The sequence below is a fragment of the Brevundimonas vancanneytii genome, assembly GCF_901421975.1.
Classification (GTDB): domain Bacteria; phylum Pseudomonadota; class Alphaproteobacteria; order Caulobacterales; family Caulobacteraceae; genus Brevundimonas; species Brevundimonas diminuta.
In genome coordinates this window covers 2,828,804-2,846,114 of sequence record NZ_LR588407.1, presented here as the reverse complement: position 1 = coordinate 2,846,114, position 17,311 = coordinate 2,828,804, and the positions used below count along the sequence as shown (strand labels likewise).

18 protein-coding genes and 1 tRNA gene are annotated in these 17,311 nt (G+C 69.1%); 5 read left to right on the top strand and 14 right to left on the bottom strand.

Features of this window, described 5'->3' with window-relative positions:
• Positions 1 to 60 precede the first annotated feature (60 nt).
• Positions 61 to 867, top strand: a complete 807-nt coding sequence (locus tag FGL25_RS14095; RefSeq protein WP_046654460.1) for an undecaprenyl-diphosphate phosphatase — start codon at positions 61 to 63, stop codon at positions 865 to 867.
• Positions 868 to 942: 75 nt separating this feature from the next.
• Here FGL25_RS14095 and FGL25_RS14090 read toward each other — a convergent pair whose 3' ends face one another.
• Positions 943 to 1,914, bottom strand: coding sequence for a complex I NDUFA9 subunit family protein (locus FGL25_RS14090; RefSeq protein WP_138142048.1), 972 nt, complete (start codon positions 1,912 to 1,914; stop codon positions 943 to 945).
• Between the two features lie 144 nt (positions 1,915 to 2,058).
• Positions 2,059 to 3,723 (bottom strand): amidohydrolase, encoded by a 1,665-nt coding sequence (locus FGL25_RS14085; RefSeq protein WP_138142047.1) that lies wholly within the window; start codon positions 3,721 to 3,723, stop codon positions 2,059 to 2,061.
• A 75-nt stretch (positions 3,724 to 3,798) separates the two neighbouring features.
• Here FGL25_RS14085 and FGL25_RS14080 point away from each other — a divergent pair, with 75 nt between their 5' ends.
• Complete coding sequence (locus tag FGL25_RS14080) at positions 3,799 to 4,230, top strand: DUF488 domain-containing protein (RefSeq protein ID WP_046654462.1); 432 nt, start codon at positions 3,799 to 3,801, stop codon at positions 4,228 to 4,230.
• A gap of 6 nt (positions 4,231 to 4,236) precedes the next feature.
• On the opposite strand, the gene FGL25_RS14075 is transcribed toward FGL25_RS14080, so the two are convergent.
• The 5 genes from FGL25_RS14075 to FGL25_RS14055 all read right to left on the bottom strand — a co-directional run bounded on the left by FGL25_RS14075 (position 4,237) and on the right by FGL25_RS14055 (position 11,016).
• A complete protein-coding gene (locus tag FGL25_RS14075; protein WP_138142046.1) occupies positions 4,237 to 6,207 on the bottom strand; it encodes a M1 family metallopeptidase in 1,971 nt (656 codons plus the stop codon).
• A 52-nt stretch (positions 6,208 to 6,259) separates the two neighbouring features.
• Complete coding sequence (locus FGL25_RS14070) at positions 6,260 to 7,537, bottom strand: multidrug effflux MFS transporter (RefSeq protein WP_128719404.1); 1,278 nt, start codon at positions 7,535 to 7,537, stop codon at positions 6,260 to 6,262.
• Between the two features lie 104 nt (positions 7,538 to 7,641).
• The gene (locus tag FGL25_RS14065; protein ID WP_223850917.1) at positions 7,642 to 8,751 is read right to left on the bottom strand and encodes an HlyD family secretion protein; all 1,110 of its coding nucleotides are present in this window, start codon (positions 8,749 to 8,751) and stop codon (positions 7,642 to 7,644) included.
• A 13-nt stretch (positions 8,752 to 8,764) separates the two neighbouring features.
• Positions 8,765 to 10,465, bottom strand: a complete 1,701-nt coding sequence (locus tag FGL25_RS14060; protein ID WP_138142045.1) for an MFS transporter — start codon at positions 10,463 to 10,465, stop codon at positions 8,765 to 8,767.
• Complete coding sequence (locus tag FGL25_RS14055; protein ID WP_252970200.1) at positions 10,462 to 11,016, bottom strand: TetR/AcrR family transcriptional regulator; 555 nt, start codon at positions 11,014 to 11,016, stop codon at positions 10,462 to 10,464. Before FGL25_RS14055 ends, FGL25_RS14060 begins: the two co-directional genes overlap by 4 nt.
• Positions 11,017 to 11,175: 159 nt before the next feature.
• Between FGL25_RS14055 and FGL25_RS14050 the strand changes: the two genes are divergently transcribed.
• Positions 11,176 to 11,421 (top strand): hypothetical protein, encoded by a 246-nt coding sequence (locus FGL25_RS14050; RefSeq protein ID WP_088411000.1) that lies wholly within the window; start codon positions 11,176 to 11,178, stop codon positions 11,419 to 11,421.
• A 7-nt stretch (positions 11,422 to 11,428) separates the two neighbouring features.
• Here the strand turns inward: FGL25_RS14050 and FGL25_RS14045 are convergent.
• From FGL25_RS14045 to hppD, 7 genes are all read right to left on the bottom strand, one after another.
• Positions 11,429 to 11,513: transfer RNA gene (locus tag FGL25_RS14045), tRNA-Leu, on the bottom strand.
• Between the two features lie 91 nt (positions 11,514 to 11,604).
• Positions 11,605 to 12,612 carry a fumarylacetoacetate hydrolase family protein gene (locus tag FGL25_RS14040; protein ID WP_138142043.1) on the bottom strand — a complete coding sequence of 336 codons (1,008 nt, stop codon included), beginning with the start codon at positions 12,610 to 12,612 and terminating at the stop codon, positions 11,605 to 11,607.
• Between the two features lie 67 nt (positions 12,613 to 12,679).
• Entirely contained in the window at positions 12,680 to 12,970 is a 291-nt protein-coding gene (locus FGL25_RS14035; RefSeq protein WP_052748106.1) for a hypothetical protein, read from the bottom strand.
• A complete protein-coding gene (locus FGL25_RS14030; RefSeq protein ID WP_040344607.1) occupies positions 12,961 to 13,434 on the bottom strand; it encodes a methyltransferase family protein in 474 nt (157 codons plus the stop codon). The genes FGL25_RS14035 and FGL25_RS14030 overlap by 10 nt, the downstream gene beginning before the upstream one ends.
• A complete protein-coding gene (locus FGL25_RS14025) occupies positions 13,431 to 14,516 on the bottom strand; it encodes an isoaspartyl peptidase/L-asparaginase family protein (RefSeq protein WP_138142042.1) in 1,086 nt (361 codons plus the stop codon). Before FGL25_RS14025 ends, FGL25_RS14030 begins: the two co-directional genes overlap by 4 nt.
• 110 nt (positions 14,517 to 14,626) lie before the next feature.
• On the bottom strand, positions 14,627 to 14,812 hold the full coding sequence (locus FGL25_RS14020; protein WP_003164030.1) for a hypothetical protein: 186 nt from the start codon (positions 14,810 to 14,812) through the stop codon (positions 14,627 to 14,629).
• Entirely contained in the window at positions 14,813 to 15,898 is a 1,086-nt protein-coding gene (hppD, locus tag FGL25_RS14015; RefSeq protein WP_076224555.1) for a 4-hydroxyphenylpyruvate dioxygenase, read from the bottom strand.
• Positions 15,899 to 16,122: 224 nt separating this feature from the next.
• On the opposite strand from hppD, the gene FGL25_RS14010 reads away from it, so the two are divergent.
• Positions 16,123 to 16,704, top strand: a complete 582-nt coding sequence (locus tag FGL25_RS14010; protein WP_128115592.1) for a YqaA family protein — start codon at positions 16,123 to 16,125, stop codon at positions 16,702 to 16,704.
• Positions 16,705 to 16,759: 55 nt separating this feature from the next.
• Positions 16,760 to 17,299 (top strand): disulfide bond formation protein B, encoded by a 540-nt coding sequence (locus tag FGL25_RS14005; protein ID WP_138142041.1) that lies wholly within the window; start codon positions 16,760 to 16,762, stop codon positions 17,297 to 17,299.
• Positions 17,300 to 17,311: the final 12 nt, after the last annotated feature.

The window sequence follows — 17,311 nt, the reverse complement described above, 5'->3', positions numbered from 1 at the left end:
GAGGAGACGGGACGCCGCAGGGCGCAGCGCGCCCGACGTAAAGATCGAGACGGAGCATTCATGGCGGACTGGCTGACGGCGATCCTTCTGGGTCTGGTCGAAGGGTTGACCGAGTTCATTCCGGTGTCGTCCACCGGCCACCTGCTGCTGCTGGGGCATTTCCTCGGCTTTGAAAGCACCGGCAAGACGTTCGAGATCGTCATCCAGCTGGGCGCCCTGCTGGCCATCATCAGCGTCTATTTCAAGCGGCTGTGGACGCTTGCGACGCGCTGGCCCTTCGACCCGGAGGCGCGACGCTTCCTGATCGGCCTGCTGGTCGCCTTCCTGCCGGCGGTGGTGATCGGCTTCCTGGCCTACGGCTTCATCAAGACGGTGCTGTTCGAGACGCCGCTGGTGATCTGCGTCGCCCTGATCATCGGCGGGGTGCTGCTGCTGTGGCTGGACCGGATGCGCAAGGTTCCAGCCTATCTCGATGCGGACCGCTATCCCTTCCGGGTCTATTTCCTGATCGGCCTGTTCCAGTGCCTGGCCATGATCCCCGGCGTGTCGCGTTCGGGCGCCACCATCGCCGGCGGCCTGCTGCTGGGCACGGACAAGCGGTCGGCGGCCGAATTCAGCTTCTTCCTGGCCCTGCCGACCATGGGCGCGGCGGTCTTCTATGACCTGTTCAAGAACCGCGACGTACTGGACTTCAGCGACCTGGGCCTGATCGCCATTGGCTTCATCGCCGCCTTCGTCTCGGCCCTGGCCGTGGTGCGCTTCCTGCTCGACTTCGTGTCCAAGCGCGGCTTCGGCCCCTTCGCCTGGTGGCGCATCGTGGTCGGCGTCGTCGGCATCATCGGCCTAGGCGTGACGGGCGCGCTCTGACGCCCTCATGCCGCGTGATTTAAAAACCCCTCGGGACGCCGGTCCCGAGGGGTTTTTCTTGAGCCGTATCTGAGATCAGGCGGCAGGGCTTTCGGCGTACTGGCCGCCGTCGCGGTAGCGCCACAGATAGCTCGGCGCGATGGCTTCCAGGCCCGAGGGCTCGACGCCCAGATCGGCCAGGCCCTTGGCGCCCGGCGCCACGACGTTGTCGCTCTCCAGCAGCACGACCTGATCCTTGGTCAGGGCCGGGGCCAGGCCGATCACGGCCGGGATCTGGGCCAGGGAGCCGATCAGACGCGCGACCGGGAAGGGCAGGGGCAGCAGGATGTTCCTGCGGTTGGTCTCGCGCAGGATGAACTTCAGGATGTCTTCGAAGGTCCAGACCGACGGGCCGCCCAGCTCATAGGTCTCGCGTTGGGCCTCGGAGGCGACGGTCGCGCGGGCGATCGCCTCGGCGGCGTCGGCGACATAGACCGGCTGGAACTTCGTCTGGCCGCCGCCGATCAACGGCAGGACCGGCGACCAGGTCGCCATGGCGGCGAAGCGGTTCAGGAACTGGTCGCCTGAGCCGAAGACGATCGACGGGCGCACGATGACCGCGCCGGGGAAGGCGGCGCGCACGGCGGCCTCGGCCTCGCCCTTGGTGCGGGCGTAGTCGGCCTTGCCCTTGGCGTCGGCGCCCAGGGCCGAGATGTGGGTCAGGCGCTTGACGCCCGCCGCCCTGGCCGCCTCGGCGACGTTGGTCGCGCCCTCGACGTGCAGGGTCTGGAACTTGCGGCCGCCGGTCTCGAACAGGATGCCGACCAGGTTGATCACGGCGTCGGCGCCGCGCACGGCCTCGGCTACGGCGGCCTTGTCGGTAATGTCGCAGCGGACGACCTGAACCTGGCCGACGTCGCCGGCCATGTGCAGCACGGGCGCGCTCTTGGCGTTGCGCGCGGCGACGCGCACGCGCCAGCCGCGACGGGCCAGGGCGCGCACCACCTGGGTTCCGATGAAGCCCGAGCCTCCGAACACGGTGACCAGACCGGGGGCGAAATCAGCCATCTCAGACGCTCCAACGCCAAGCCCCGGCCGCAGACGCAGCCGGAGGCGAAAATCTCATGGGCGGGGCTTAACCGAAGCGGCCCCGCCTCGCAACGAGAAGGGGCGGGATTCCGCCCGATCCGCCAGCCCCTTCAGCCGGCCCCCTCAGTCCGCTCGGTGAACGATGCGCCCGCCCACGACCGTCAGCACGGCTCGGCCCTTGGGGATGTCGGCGGCGGGGACGGTCATCAGGTCGATGTCGAAGGCGGTGAAGTCGCCGCGCTTGCCCACCGCGATGGTGCCCAGTTCATTCTCTCGGAAGCTGGCGTAGGCGGGCCACAGGGTGAACATCTTCAACGCCGTCGCCCGATCGACCGCTTCATTCGGGCGCCAGTCCGGCCCTTGGAAACCGTTCAGATCGCGCCGCGCCACGGCGGCGTAGAACTCGATCAGCGGATCGCCCCGTTCGACCGGCGCATCCGAGCCGCCGACCACGATCACCCCGCGATCCACCAGCGTATGCCAGGCGTAGGCCCCGTCCAGCCGCGCGTCGCCCAGCCGGTCGGCGGCGAAATGCAGGTCGCCGATGGCGTGGCTGGGCTGCATGGAAGCGATGATCGGCAGCTCGTCGAAGTAGTGATAGTCGCTGGGCCGGATGATCTGGGCGTGCTCGATGCGCCAGCGCGGATCGGCCAGCTTCCACTCGGCCTTCGGCACGGCGCGCAGGGCTTCCTCATACCAGGCGGCGACGTCGTGGTTGCCCTGATCGCCGATGGCGTGGGTGGCGATCTGGATGCCGGTGCGCAGCGCCTCCTGATACAGGGGCATGACCTCTTCGCGCGAGGCCAGCATCAGGCCGGACGTCTCGGGCCGGTCGGAATAGGGCTCGAACAGCTTGGCCCCGCGCGAGCCGAGGGCGCCGTCGGCGTAGAATTTGATCGCCCGCGTGATGACCAGGCCGTCGCCCGCGTCGCGCGGGCCGCCCGCCATCAGGGCGCGCGCGTCGCCCATGTCGATGTTGTTGTAGACGCGGGCCGTGGCCTCGCCGTCGCGCGCCATCTGCTCCAGCAGGGGCACGTCCTTCCACGGCGCGCTCATGAAGTGGACGCCGGTCCAGCCGTAGCGGGCGTAGACGTCGAAGCCCGCGCGATAGGCCGCGCGCGTGGCCGCCGCATCGGCCTGCGGCGCCAGGCCCGCGATCAGGTCGCCCGAGGCGTCGACCAGCATGCCCGTCGGCCGGCCGTCCGGTCCCTTCAGGATGTCCCCGCCCGAGGGCGAGGGCGTCGAGGCGTCGATCCCCGCCGCCTTCATCGCCGCGCTGGACACGGCCACCGCATGGCCGTCGGCGCGGGTCAGCATCACGATCCGGCCCGGCGCGGCGGCGTCCAGATCGGCGGCGGTCAGGAAGCGCTTCTCGGGCCAATGGGTTTCGATCCAGCCGCGTCCGACGATGACGCCCTCGGGATGGGCCTCGGCCCAGGCGCTGAGCCTCTGCATGGCCTCGACGACCGAGGCGGAGCCTTCCAGGTTCAGCGTCGTCTCGCGCCAGCCGATGCCGTCCAGGTGGGCGTGGCCGTCGGTGAAGCCGGGGAACAGCGCCGCCCCCTTCAGGTCCACCACCTCCAGCCCCTCGGCCGACGGGGAGCCGTTCGCCGCGCCGACATAGGCGATGCGCCCGTCGCGCACGACCACCACCTCGGCGGTCGGCCGGGCTTCGTCGCCGGTATGGATCGGCCCGCCCCGGATCAGCAGGTTCTGGGCGTAGGCCGCAGGCGCGGCCGCCAGCATCAGGGCGGCGGCCAGGGACAGGGTCTTCAGGGTTCGGATCATCAGCGCCTCCAGTCGCGGCGCAGGGGAGCCGCAGCCGGGCTTGGCGTCAAGCGATCCTGCGCGCATCATCGCCGCATGAAGCTGTTCACCATCGGCTATGAAGGCGCGACGCAGGCCCAGGTCATCGACCGGCTGAAGGCGGCGGGGGTCGAACTGGTCGCCGACGTGCGGGCGGTCGCTTCGTCGCGCATTGCGGGCTTTTCCAAAACCGTCCTGGGCGAAAGCCTGAAGGCCGAGGGGCTCGATTATCTGCAACTGCGCGCCCTGGGCACGCCCAAGGCCGGGCGCGACGCGGCGCGCAAGGGCGACGCCGCGACCATGCGCGCCGTCTTCAGCGCCCATATGCAGGAGCCGGACGCCGAGGCCGCCTTCCAGCAACTGCGCCACGCGGCGGGCGAACGGCGCGTCGCCCTGCTGTGCTTCGAGGCCGACGCCTGTGGCTGCCACCGCTCCATCCTCGCGGACCGGCTGGCGCGCGAGGACGGGGCGGAGGTGACGAACCTCTAGGCGGTCTTACGGACGCCCCACCACCTGATCGACCGAGTTGCTGGTGACCGGGTGATACAGCGGCCGGGCCTTGGCGTAGATGCGCGTGGCGATGGGGCGGCCCCAGTCGCCTTCGGCCCACAGGGTCTGGAACAGCGGCAGGACGAATTTGCGCCGCCCCTGGCTGGTCAGGAAGCGGTCGGCCGTGGCGACGGCGGGCTCGTAGCGGTTGGCCAGGGCGGCCTGCAGCCAGGCGAAGACCAGTTCGGCGTTGCCTTCGCGGTCCAGCTTCAGCGTGCTTTCCAGATCGGCCAGCTGGGCCGGGCTCAGCCAGTCGGCGCCCGCCGCCAGCCCCTCGGGCCGCCACGACAGGAAGCGCAGGCGCTGCTGGGTGTTCCAGTCCTTCCACGGCACGGCCGAGGCCGGGCCCTTGGCGACGTAGAAGGCGCGGGCGGCCGCATCGACCGGCTCGAAGGCGTGCGACGCCGGCGCCTGGACGTTGGACGGCAGGCCCGGCTCATAGACCCAGGCGTTCAGTTGCAGCCTCTGCTCCAGGCTCGCGTCGCCCTTGATCAGGTGCGTGCGGATGTCCTGAAGGAAGCGTTCCGACGTCATCGGCCGCCAGGCGTTGCGCTCGAAATAGCCGCGCAGCCAGGCGTCGAACTTCTCGCGCCCGGCGATCTGTTCGATGGTCCGCAGGAAGGCGGCGCCCTTGTCATAGGCGATGGTGTTCATGCCGTCGTCGGGATCGCGCCCGGTCAGCTCCAGGTGCAGACGGGTGTCGGCCGGGGCCAGCTCCTTCAACTCGTCCTGCAGCCCGCCCCAGGCCAGAACCTGCTCCTGCACGGCGGCGTCGCGGCCGTAGACGGCCTCCATGATCCGGTTCTCGAAATAGGAGGTGAAGCCTTCGTTCAGCCAGAAGTCGTCCCAGGTGGCGTTGGTCACCAGGTTGCCCGACCAGCTATGCGCCAGCTCGTGCGCCACCAGCGAGACCAGCGACCGGTCCCCGGCGATGATGGTCGGGGTGGCGAAGGTCAGCATGGGGTTCTCCATGCCGCCGAAGGGGAAGCTGGGCGGCAGCACCAGCAGGTCGTAGCGGCCCCAGCGATAGGGGCCGTACAGGGCCTCGGCCGCGTCCACCATCTCGGCGGTCGGCTGAAGCTCGTGCGCCGAGGCCTGCAGCTGGCTCGGCTCGGCCCAGACGCCGGTGCGCTCGTCGAACGGGGCGAAAGCCAGATCGCCGACGCCGATGGCGATCAGATAGGGCGGGATCGGGTTGTCCAGCTTGAAGCGCCAGGCCTTGGTCCCGGCGCCGGCCGCTTCGCCCTTCGGCGTCAACTGCTCGGCCGACATGACGACGGTCAGATCAGCCGGGGCGGTGATGCGGGCGCTGTAGGACTGGCGGATGCCCGGGCTGTCCTGCGTCGGAATCCAGGTGCGGGTCAGGATCGCCTGCCCCTGGCTGAACAGATAGGGCTTCTGGCCGCCCGCCGTCTGCTGTGGGCTGAGCCACTGCAGGGCCGAGGCGTCGGGGCGGGTGGAATAGTCGATGACGATCTTCTGCGTCTCGCCGCCCTGAAAGGCCGGGATGCGCACGGTCAGGGGCTGGCCCTTGATCGGATCAGACGCGCCCAGGCTCCATTGCAGGGCGCGGCCCTGGGCGTCGGTCACGCCCTTGATGTCCAGCATCTTGGCGTCCAGCACCACCTCGGTCGCGCCGGGACGGCCGGTCACGTCCAGCGTCGCCTTGCCCGATAACGTCTTGGCGGCGAAGTCGGCGGCCAGGTCCAGGTCGACGTGCGTCACCCGCGCTTCGGCCGGGCGGGCGTAGGAGTGGGCGTCGTTGACGTAGTCGGTCGCAGGGGCCGGCGTCGGCGCGGCGGGGACCAGAGGAGTCATGGGGGTGATCTCTCCGGTCGTGGCGCACGCGCCCAGGGACGTGGCGAGGGCGGCGGCGAGGGCGAGGGCGGAAACCCGCCCGACCAGCTTCAGGGTCATCGAACGCTCCGTATTCAGATGCGCCCGAAAAGGCCCCCTCGCGCCCGAAAGATCAAGCCTTTGCTGCGGGCGGCGGCAGGTGATGCGCCTTGAACAACCGCCCCTTCTCGGCCGTCAGCACCAGCGCCAACGCCGCGACGCCCAGCAGGACGAAGCCCACGGTCATCGGCACGGTCGAACCGTCGAACTGCTGGCCGATGGCGAAGCCCAGCAAGGCGCCGCCGATCGAGGAGATGAAGCCCTGGGCCGAGGAGGCCGTGCCCGCGATATGGCCCATCGGCTCCATGGCCATGGCGCCGAAATTGCCGGCGATGAAGCCGAAGCAGAACATCTTGCAGGCCTGCAGCGCGGCGAACATCCACAGGCTGTCGTGGCCCAGGTACGCGATGACGGCGTGCAGGGCGCTGAAGCCGATGAAGCCGATCAGGGCCGTGTGCGCGATCAGGCGCGAGCCCAGCTTCTCGACCAGGCGGGCGTTCAGGATCGAGGCCACGGCGATGCCCGCCGCCACCAGGGCGAAGACCACGGGGAAGAGGCCCGGCGCCTTGAACACGTCGAAGAAAATCTGCTGCGAGGAGTTGATGAAGCCGAACAGCGCGCCGCTGATGACCGTCATGGCCAGGGTGTAGCCCATCCCCTGACGGTGGGTCAGGGCGAAGCGGAAGGCGCCGGCGATGCGGCCGAGATTGATCGGCATCCGGTCCTCGGGATGCAGGGTCTCGGGCAGGCGAAGCCCGGCCCAGATCAGGAAGGCCCCGCCGGACAGGGCGAAGACGCCGAAGATCCACGGCCAGGGCGCGACCAGCATGATCATCTGCCCCACGGCGGGCGCGATGATCGGCACGCCCAGAAAGACCAGGAAGCTCAGCGACATGACGCGCGCCATGGTCCGTCCGACATAGCGGTCGCGCACGATGGAGACGGCCAGCACCCGCGTCGCCGCTGCGCCCACGCCCATGCCGACGCGCGACAGGATCAGCAGGTCGAAGCTGTGGGCGAAGGCGGCCAGCACGCTGAAGGCGACATAGACGCCGATGCCCGCGAACAGCACGGGGCGTCGTCCGTAACGATCCGACAGCGGGCCATAGAACAGCTGCGCCCCGCCGAAGCCCAGCAGATAGGCGGTGATGATCCACTGACGGCTGTTCTCATTGGTCACGCCCAGGTCTTGGCCGATGTGGGGCAGGGCCGGCAGCATGGCGTCGATCGCCAGGGCGTTCAGCGCCATCATCACGGCGATCAGGCAGACGAATTCGGCGAAGCCCGGCCCCTTGGCGGGAAGCGACGGCTTGGCCTCGATCTCGGCGGGCGGGGTCGGGGCTCGGGTCATGGAGAGCAGATGCCGCCTGCGACAGGCTGACGCAACCCTGCAAAGGTGAAGTTTTTTGCGCTGCAACAATAAGACAGGCGATGAGCAGGGTCCGAGCCGGAGGCCTAGTTCTTCACCGTGATCCGCGCCGTCACCGACATGCCGGGCGACAGGCGCTCGACGCCTTCCTGCCCCGGATCGACGGCGATGCGGACGGGGATGCGCTGGGCCACCTTGGTGAAGTTGCCGGTGGCGTTGTCGGGACGGATGACGCTGAACTCCGAGCCGGTGGCGGGCGAGATGCGCTCGACCTTGCCGGTCAGGACGCGGCCGCCCAGGGCGTCGACGGTGATCTTGACCGGCTGGCCCACGTGCACGTCGCGCATCTGGTTCTCCTTCATATTGGCCGTGACCCAGACCACGTCAGGGACCAGGGCCGTCATCTGCGTGCCGACCGCCACCTGCTGGCCCTGACGCATGGAAATCTCGCCCAGGCGGCCGTCGCGCGGCGCCTCGATGCGGGTGTTGTCCAGATCGATCTGGGCCAGCCGCACCTGGGCGCGGGCGTTCTCGACGGCGGCCTCCAGCGAGCCGCGGCTGACCACGGCCGAGGTCACGCCGGTCTGGGCCACGTCCTCGGCGGCGCGGGTTTCGGCCAGCTGGGCCTCGGCGGCGCGCAGGGCGTTCTGGGCCACGTCGACCTGAGCCTGGGCGACCCAACCGCCCTCGAATAGGGTGCGCACGCGGGTCGCGTCGGCCCGGGCCTTGGTCACGGCCGACTGGGCGGCGGCGATGGCGGCGCGCGTCTGGGCCACCGATCCGCGCGCCGAGGCCTGGCTCTGGGCCGAGTTGGCTAGCGCCGCCTCGGCCGAATGCAGCGAGGCCTGCGCCTGCTCCAGCCGCTGGCGATAGATGCGGTCGTCGATGGTGGCCAGCAGCTGGCCCTGCTTTACCGTCTGGAAGTCCTGCACCTCGACCGAGGTGACATAGCCGCTGACCTGGGGGCTGATGATCGTCACCTGGCCGCGCACATAGGCGTTGTCCGTCGTCTGCGGTCCGCCCGAGAACGGCGGCAGGCCCCAGGCGTGCAGGATCAGCCCGGCCCCGATCAGGGCGATCACGCCCAGGACCACGCCCCACATCATCCGCCGCGTCCTGGACACCAGGGGCGGAGGCGCGGCAGGCGCAGGCGCTTGAGCGGGAGGCGGCGGGGCGGAGGGGGAGGCGTCGGTCATGGTCGGGTCCGGTTCACTCGGCGGAGGGCGCTGGCGCTTGGCTCGCCTGGGCGGCGTCGCGACGGCGGGCGCACAGCGCCTCGATGCGGGGGCGGTAATGGTTGGCGGCGACCCAGACGGCGCCGACGGCGGCGACGACAGAGATCATCAGGAAGACGTCGTTGTAGGCCAGCACCTGGGCCTGCTGGCTGACCTGCTGGTGCAGCAGGCGCAGGGCCGCGCTCTGGCGCAGGGCCGGGTCGTCGATGACGTGGGCGTAGGCGCCGCCCAGCTGTTGCAGCCGCTGCACCGTCTCGGGATCGCCTAGGCCGATGCTCTCGGCCAACTGATTGGAATGGAACTTCTCGCGCAGGGTCTGGACGGTGCCGATCAGGGCCGAGCCCATCAGCCCGCCGACGTTCTGGCACAGGGAGAAGAAGATGATGAAGCTGATGAAGCTCTTGCCGCCGCCCTGCAGCACCTTGCCGAAGCCGATGATCATCGTCGGCCCGATAAAGAAGGCGGCGGCGAAGGCCAGCAGGGCCTGGCTGACGTACAGCTCGCTCGGCCGCGTCAACACGGTGGCGTGGCTGTCCAGATAGGCGCCCAGAGCGATGAGGCCCAGCGCGATGGAGATCGGCTTCCACAGTTTGGTCGGGTTCAGGGTGAAGGCGCTGACCAGCGACCCCGCCGCCGTGGCCGCCAGCATGACCCAGAACAGGCTGTGCATCTGGTCGTTCCCCAGTCCCATCTGCTGCAGGAAGCCGACCGCGCCGGTCGTCTGTTCCGACAGGACGATCCGCATCAGCAGGATGGCCAGCATCAGGCGCACGATGTCACGCCCGGCCAGCCAGCGCAGGTCGATCAGGGGATTGGCGCGGTTGTACTCATGGATGGCGGCGGCCGACAGCAACAGGACGGCGGCGGCCAGGGCCCAGCCGACCCACGGCGCCTCCAACCACCAGACGATCCGCCCCAAACCCAGCACGGCGCTGAGCAGCGCCATGCCTGGCGCGAACAGGGCGAAGGTTATGAAGTCCTGCGGCTCGAAGCTCTTGATGCGCTGGGCGGGCGGCATCTTCAGGGCGAAGACGGCGGGCAGGGCCACCAGCACCAGCCCCACCTCGAACATGTAGAAGGCCCGCCACAGATCGCGGTCCAGCAGGGTGGTGACGCCCAGTCGCGCGGCTGGGATGGCCAGGCTGGACAGGCCGACGCCCAGGATGATGCCCTTCAGCCGGTGCTGCGCCGGAAAGGCCTGAATGATGTAGAGGATGCCCAGCGTCGTCATGCCCGCCGCCGCGACCCCGGCGACGGCCCGCACCACCAGGGTCGAGACGAAGTCCTGCAGGAACAGGTGGGCCAGGGCGGCGGCCAGGAAGACGATCAAGACGATCAAGACGATCTCGGCGAACAGCCGCAGGCCGTACTGGATGCGGAATTTGACCAGCAGCAGGTTCATGCTGGCGTTGGTCATGACGAAGATGACCGGCAGCCAGGCCGCCTCGGCCAGGGTCACGCCCAGCGATCCCGCCAACTGCGGCTGGTTGGCCGTCACCGCCGCATTGCCCAGGCTGCCGGTCATGGTGACCAGGGCGCCCACCAGCCCATAGGCCAGGCGCCAGGGCATTGTATGGTCGGGCGTCGACGGCGAACCGGGCATGACCGGCCGTTCGTGCGGCTTCAGCGTGGCGAAGAATTCTTCCCAGGGCAGATTCCAGTGACGGCGGCTCATGCGCGCGCACCGCCTTGGGCGCGCACCATCTCGAGCGCCAGCTCCAGCGAGCGGCGGCTGAGAGCGATACGATCCTCGGGCGAGACGACGGCCCGCGACGGCGCGCCCAGCATCAGGGCCAGGACGCGAATGTCCTCGACGGTCAGATCGGCCCGCACTCGCCCCGCCGCCTGCGAGACGGCCAGGGCCTCGGCGCCGGCCTCGCGCAGGCTTCGCCGCACCGGCTCCATCGCCTCGACCTTCAGGTCGCGAATGGCGGTGGACAGGCCGGCGCTGCCCATCATTAGGGCTGCCATCTGATCCAGAAACCACAGGAAGGCGTCCGGATCATGCAACCGCGCGCGCGTGCGGCGGCCCAGATCCTCGATCTGCTCGACGAAGATCGCCAACACCAGCTCCGACCGATCGGCGAAGTTTCGATACAGCGTCGCCCGCCCCACCCCGGCCTTTTCGGCGATCAGATGCAGAGGCACGTCCAGCCCGTCGCGCGCAAAGGCCTCCTCGGCCGCCTTCAGCAGCCTTTCGCGGCGTTCCGCGGCGTCTTGTCGCAAGGGGCGGGTCATGAGGCGCTAAGTGGACACTTGTGTCCGCTTGTTCAAGGGGACTGTTTTCTTGAAATGCACAAGTCGCGCGCACGCTGCGCCGCGATCGGCGTCGCGGGCGGGGACTGTGCTACAGGTCGCGTTGAAGGCGAGGGACGAGGAAGGACGATGATGCTCGCACGCACATGGAAAGCCCTGGCGGTCCTCGGCGTCTGCGTGATGCTGTCGGGTTGCTATTCCTGCTCGCTCAACGGCGGCTGGGAGCGGCAGATGAATCCGTTCTGCGCCGAGGACGGGGCTCTAGTCGGCGCCGCGCCCTTGTTTGTTGAGGCGTCCGCGATTTCGCCGACGGGTCGTCTTGCGGGATACGATGCGCCGAGGAGAGCGTCGCTCCAATCCTCAGCGGAGACTTGAAGTCAGCTGGTGCCGGTGGTCGGACTCGAACCGACACTCCTTGCGGAACCGGATTTTGAGTCCGGCGCGTCTACCAATTCCACCACACCGGCACGGCTAGGCTCAAGGCGGCGCAATCTAGCGGCGGCTGTGGTCGCGTCAATCGATGAAGCGCAGCCGCCGCCAGTTTTTACGTCGGACGCCTCAGGCCGCCGCCACCGTCTGTTCGATGGCGCCGAACAGGGTGTGGTGCTTGTCGTCCAGCATCTCGATGCGGACGGTGTCGCCGTGCTTGAGGAAGGGGGTTTTGGCCGCGCCGGTCTGGATGGTCTCCACCGTGCGGATCTCGGCGATGCAGGAATAGCCCAGGCCGCCTTCGGACACCGGCTTGCCGGGGCCGCCGTCGGCGTCCTTGTTCGACACCGTGCCCGAGCCGATGACCGTCCCGGCGCCCAGAGCGCGGGTCTTGGCCAGGTGGGCGATCAGCGTGCCGAAGTCGAAGGTCATGTCGACGCCCGCGTCGGCGCGGCCGAAGTCCTGGCCGTTGACCTGGACCAGCAGGGCGCCCGACAGCTTGCCGTCCGTCCAGCGGTCGCCCAGGGCGTCCGGCGTGACGAAGACCGGCGACAGGGCGCTGGCCGGCTTGGACTGGACGAAGCCGAAGCCCTTGGACAGTTCGGCCGGGATCAGGTTGCGCAGGCTGACGTCGTTGACCAGGCCGACCAGGCGGATCGCCGCCAGCGCCTCTTCGCGCGTCGCCCCCAGGGGCACGTCGCCGGTCACGACCACGATCTCGGCCTCCAGGTCGCAGCCCCAGGCCTCGTCCTTCAGCGGGATGGCGTCGCGCGGCGACAGGAAGCCGTCGGAGCCGCCCTGATACATCAGCGGATCGGTCCAGAAGCTCTGCGGCATCTCGGCGCCGCGCGCCTTACGCACCAGCTCGACGTGGTTCACATAGGCCGAGCCGTCCGCCCACTGATAGGCGCGGGGCAGGGGGGCGGCGGCGTCGCGCTCGTGGAAGCGGCCGCGCGGCACGGCTTCGTGCTCCAGGCTCTCGGCCAGGGCGCGCAGCAGCGGCTCGCACCGCTCCCAGTCGTCCAGCGCCGCCTGCAGCGTCGGCGCGATCAGAAAGGCGTCCGTGAACCAGTTCAGGTCGTTGGAGACGACGACGAGGCGGCCGTCACGGCCGTGCTTGAGCGAGGCGAGTTTCATAAGGAGAGGCTAGTCTTGGCTGAGGTGATTGGGAAGCGGGGAGATGAGGGGGGCGGACGCCGTTCGATCAACTGTTCGGGGGCGAGATGACGGCGCGGGCTTCGGCGCCGGTCTGCTGGGCCGGGTCGCGGACCTCGACCTCGACGATGACGGCGCCCGCGGGTTCGTGCGCCCACAGGTAGCGGCGCTCGATCTCGACCGTGCGGCCGGACGGGGCCATGCCCTCATAGGTGTCGCCCCAGGGCGTGACGGCCTTCAGCTCGACCCAGCGCAGACCGCAGGCGGCGTCCAGCTCTTCAATGGCCATTTCCGACAGTTCGTCGGCATGGGGCGCGGGAGGTTCAGGGCTCACAGCCATCGACGGACCTTCTGGCGATAGGCGTCGTATTCGGCGCCGAAACGAGCAGACAGATAGCGTTCCTCGCGGGCGATGACGAAGCGGTCGATCACGATCAGGCAGGGGATCAGCAGGCCCAGGGCGATCGGGCTGTCCATGGCGATCGCCAGCCCCAGATAGGTGACGGCGAACCCCAGATAGATGGGGTTGCGGCTGAAGCGGTAGAGGCCGCCCGTGGCCAGGACCGTCGTCGGCTTCCACGGCTCGGGCGGGGTGCCCAGACGGCGGAAATGGCCCGCCGCCGCTCCATCCAGCAGCAGGCCGCCCAGGATCAAGGCCAGGGCGACGCCGCGCCGGACCTCGGTCGCCAGGCCCAGCGAGGGCTCGGCCAGCCATTGGCCCAGCCCCCACCCGCCCAGCAGGAAGGCGAAATAGATCACCGGCGGCGGCACGACGACGCCGGAATGGTCGCCTTTAGGTCTCAACGCGCGCCTGCTTCGTCGCCGTAGATGGCGACGCGCGCGGGCGAGGTCGATGAGACGGCGCCGCGATACATGCCCGAGGTGTTCATCGAGAAGGCGTGCACGCCGTCCTTGCCCATGACGATGACGCCGCCGTCGCCGCCGATGCTTCCGACCTCGGCGATTTCCGCGTCGGCGGCCTGCTGCACGCCGGCGCCCTCGGCGGTGCGACGGCAGATGTCGCGCGCGACGGTGGCGCGGATGAAATACTCGCCCGTGCCGGTGGCCGAGACGGCGCAGCCGTCGGCGTTGGAGGCGTAGGTGCCGGCGCCGATGATCGGCACGTCGCCGACCCGGCCCCAGCGTTTGGCCGTGGTGCCGCCGGTCGAGGTGCCGGCGGCCAGGCGGCCCTGGCTGTCCACGGCCACGGCGCCGACGGTGCCGAACTTGCGCTCGTCCAGCGGGGCTTCATGCAGGTTGAAGGCCAGCGGCGCGGCCGGGCCCAGGCGGGTCGGTTCGGCCGGGGCGCCTTCCGGGCGCGGCGGCAGGGGCTCGCCCCGATCGCGCAGCGCCTTCAGCAGGGCCTGCCAGCGGCTTTCGGTGAAGAAGAAGGACGGCGCCACCTCCTCCAGCCCGGCCGAGCGGGCGAAGGTCTCGGCGCCTTCGCCGATCAGCATGACGTGGGGCGACTTCTCCATCACCGCGCGGGCGGCGGCGATCGGGTGACGGGTGCGGGTCAGGCCCGCGACGGCCCCGGCGTTCAGGTCCGTTCCGTCCATGACGGCGGCGTCCAGTTCATTCTTCCCGGCCGAGGTGAAGACGGCGCCGCGCCCGGCGTTGAACAGGGGGTTCTCCTCCATCACCTCGATGGCGGCCTGAACGGCGTCCAGCGACGAGCCGCCGCGCGCCAGCACGGCCGATCCGGCGTCCAGCGCGGCTTGCAAGCCTGCGCGATAGGCGGCGTCGCGTTCGGGGCTCAGCTGGGCGCGCTCAATCACGCCCGCGCCGCCGTGGATGGCGAGCGACCATTGCGGCGCATCCTGAGCGACGGCCGGGCAGGCCAGCAAGGCGGCGGCCGCTGCGGCGGCCAAGGCGATGGATTTCATTTCAAGCTCCCCATTCATTCTTTTTCTCCCTTCGCGAGGGAGGCGGATCGGCCGCGATGGCAGACGAGCCGGAGAGGCGGCGTCAATCGCCCAGGCCCCTCCGCCTTAGTCTAGCGTTTATGATGCAGGCGTCGCCACAGGCGGTGGGCCAGGATGGGGGCGAAGCCGCAGACCAGGGCGGCGGCCAGGACCATCCAGAAGCCGCCCCCCAGCCAGTACTCGCCCGCCAGGGCCCCAGCCCCAGCCGCTAGAAGCGGACCGAGCCAGGGCAGCCAGTGCGGAGGCCGAAACCGCATTCAGGCGTCGACCTTGATGACGCCGCGACGGATCTGGTCCAGCTCGATCGAGTCGAACAGGGCCTGGAAGTTGCCGTTGCCGAAGCCTTCATTGCCCTTGCGCTGGATGATCTCGAAGAAGATCGGGCCGAAGGTGTCCTGGGTGAAGATCTGCAGCAGCAGGCCTTCCTCGTCCGAACCGTCGATCAGGATGCGGTTCTTGCGCATCCGCTCCACGTCCTCGCCGTGGCCCGGCAGGCGTTTGTCGATCAGCTCGAAATAGGTCTCGATGGTGTCCTGGAAGTCGACGCCGCGTTCGCGCATGGCCTCGACCGTCTCGAAGATGTTCTCGGTCGTCAGGGCGATGTGCTGGATGCCTTCGCCGTTGTAGCGGCGGATGAATTCCTCGATCTGGGAATTCTCGTCCTGGCTTTCGTTTAGCGGGATGCGGATGGCGCGGTCGGGCGCGATCATGGCCTGGGAGAACAGGCCCGTCGCCTTGCCCTTGATGTCGAAATACTTCTGCTCTTCGAAGTTGAACACCGAGCTGTAGAAACCCGACCAGGTGCGCATCTCGCCGCGACGGACGTTGTGGGTCAGGTGGTCCAGGATTTCGAGGCCCATGGAGTTCTTGCGCTCGGCCTCTTCCCAGCCCTCGATCTCGTCCCAGGCGTCATACAGCGAGCCGTTCTCGCCGTACTGGTCGATGACGTAGAGCAGGCTGCCGCCGATGCCCTGCAGCACATAGGGGTAGTCGCCGGCCAGGGCGCCGCCGCCCGTGCCTTCGGCCTTGCGGGCGCCGCGCGCCAGCGCGCCCTCATAGGCGGCCTTGGCGTCGGCGACGCGGAAGGCCATGCCGTTGGCCGAGGGGCCGTGGTCCTTGGCGAAGTCCGCCGCCTGCCCGGCGGGCGTGCGGTGGACCAGCATGGTGATGTCGCCCTGCTTCAGGCGCACCACGCCGTTGGCCGGGTTCACATGGGTGGGGGTGAAGCCCATCAGCTCCAGGCGCGAAATCATCGCTTCGGGCTCGGGGCCGGTGAATTCGACGAACTCGAAGCCGTCGACGCCGAGGGGGTTTTCCTGGTCGAGTTTGGCGGCGTCCTGCATGACGCGTCTCCTCTCTCTTATGGTTTGACGCGGCTCAAGCCTGCATGGCGCGGCCGCTGATTGGGGCGGAACCTACTGGCGGGGCGGTATCGGGCGCAAGGCGGCTGTGGACTGAAACGGCACACGTTCCGGTGTCGCAGGCGATCGTTCGCCTCTCGCGCCGTTTCGCCTGGCCTGCTATCGGGCGGGGGACGAGAGGCGGGGGCCTCGATCGGGACGCCTGAATGCTTCGCAAGCTCTACGACTGGGTCTTCTCTCTGGCCCGCCACCGTCACGCCACGCGCTCGTTGGCCGTCGTTTCCTTCGCCGAAAGCTCCTTCTTCCCGATTCCGCCGGACGTCATGCTGGCGCCCATGGTGCTGGCCAAGCCGGAACGCGCCTATTTCTACGCCACGGTCTGCACCATCGCCTCGGTGCTGGGCGGAATCCTGGGCTACGCCATCGGCTACTGGCTGGAGCCGGTCGGCATGTGGATGCTGGCCCTGCTGGGCAAGGCCGACACCTTCGAGGCGTCCAAGGCCCTGTTCCAGCAGCACGGCGCCTGGGTGATCCTGATCAAGGGGCTGACGCCGATCCCCTTCAAGCTGATCACCATCGCCTCGGGCATCTTCCAGTTCAATCTGGCGCTGTTCATCGCCCTGTGCGTCGTGACGCGCGGCGCCCGCTTCTTCCTGGTGGCCTTCGTGCTCAAGCGCTGGGGGCCGCCGATGCTGGCGATCGTCGAAAAGCGGCTGGCCCTGTTCACCGTCCTGTTCCTGGTCCTGCTGGTCGGCGCCTTCTTTATGGTCAAGCTGATCGGTCACTGATCGACGCCGCTCTCCGCTCAGTTTATGAGTGGCGCCTGGTTCCTGTGAGGCGCAGATGAGCGCGATCTACAAATTGCTGACCCGCTGGTGGACGGCCTTCGCTCTTGGGGCGTCGCTGGCCATGCTGGGCGCGGCCCATGCGTTCGAGCGGTTCGGCGCAATGCCGCCGTGCAGCCTGTGCCTGAAGCAGCGCGAGGTCTATTGGGCCGCCGTCGCCATCGCCGGGGCCGCCACCTTCTGGGCTCTGTTCAGTCGGGCCAGTCGGGGCACGCCGCGCATCGCCTCCTTCCTGCTGGCGGCGATCTTCCTGACCGGGGCGATCACGGCGGGCTATCACGCCGGGGGCGAACTGAAGTGGTGGGCCCTGCCGGCCACCTGCATGGCCGCGCCGAGCACCACCATCGACCTGTCGGCCCTGACGGCCCTGATCGACGGCACGGGCGGAAGCGCGGGCTTCGTTTCCTGCGGCGACATTCCGTGGAGCTTCGCGGGTCTGTCGATGGCGGGCTGGAACTTTGTGATCTCCCTGACGCTGGCTGTCTTCAGCCTGCTGGCGGCGAAACGTCCCAAGGACGCCCGCGCGCCGAGGAGCTAGGATAGAGGCGTC

Coding starts and splice junctions, on each gene's coding strand:
- FGL25_RS14095 (WP_046654460.1), top strand. CDS start 61: ATGGCGGACTGGCTGACGGCGATCCTTCTGGGTCTGGTCGAAGGGTTG.
- FGL25_RS14090 (WP_138142048.1), bottom strand. CDS start 1,914: ATGGCTGATTTCGCCCCCGGTCTGGTCACCGTGTTCGGAGGCTCGGGC.
- FGL25_RS14085 (WP_138142047.1), bottom strand. CDS start 3,723: ATGATCCGAACCCTGAAGACCCTGTCCCTGGCCGCCGCCCTGATGCTG.
- FGL25_RS14080 (WP_046654462.1), top strand. CDS start 3,799: ATGAAGCTGTTCACCATCGGCTATGAAGGCGCGACGCAGGCCCAGGTC.
- FGL25_RS14075 (WP_138142046.1), bottom strand. CDS start 6,207: ATGACCCTGAAGCTGGTCGGGCGGGTTTCCGCCCTCGCCCTCGCCGCC.
- FGL25_RS14070 (WP_128719404.1), bottom strand. CDS start 7,537: ATGACCCGAGCCCCGACCCCGCCCGCCGAGATCGAGGCCAAGCCGTCG.
- FGL25_RS14065 (WP_223850917.1), bottom strand. CDS start 8,751: ATGACCGACGCCTCCCCCTCCGCCCCGCCGCCTCCCGCTCAAGCGCCT.
- FGL25_RS14060 (WP_138142045.1), bottom strand. CDS start 10,465: ATGAGCCGCCGTCACTGGAATCTGCCCTGGGAAGAATTCTTCGCCACG.
- FGL25_RS14050 (WP_088411000.1), top strand. CDS start 11,176: ATGATGCTCGCACGCACATGGAAAGCCCTGGCGGTCCTCGGCGTCTGC.
- FGL25_RS14040 (WP_138142043.1), bottom strand. CDS start 12,612: ATGAAACTCGCCTCGCTCAAGCACGGCCGTGACGGCCGCCTCGTCGTC.
- FGL25_RS14035 (WP_052748106.1), bottom strand. CDS start 12,970: ATGGCTGTGAGCCCTGAACCTCCCGCGCCCCATGCCGACGAACTGTCG.
- FGL25_RS14025 (WP_138142042.1), bottom strand. CDS start 14,516: ATGAAATCCATCGCCTTGGCCGCCGCAGCGGCCGCCGCCTTGCTGGCC.
- FGL25_RS14020 (WP_003164030.1), bottom strand. CDS start 14,812: ATGCGGTTTCGGCCTCCGCACTGGCTGCCCTGGCTCGGTCCGCTTCTA.
- hppD (WP_076224555.1), bottom strand. CDS start 15,898: ATGCAGGACGCCGCCAAACTCGACCAGGAAAACCCCCTCGGCGTCGAC.
- FGL25_RS14010 (WP_128115592.1), top strand. CDS start 16,123: ATGCTTCGCAAGCTCTACGACTGGGTCTTCTCTCTGGCCCGCCACCGT.
- FGL25_RS14005 (WP_138142041.1), top strand. CDS start 16,760: ATGAGCGCGATCTACAAATTGCTGACCCGCTGGTGGACGGCCTTCGCT.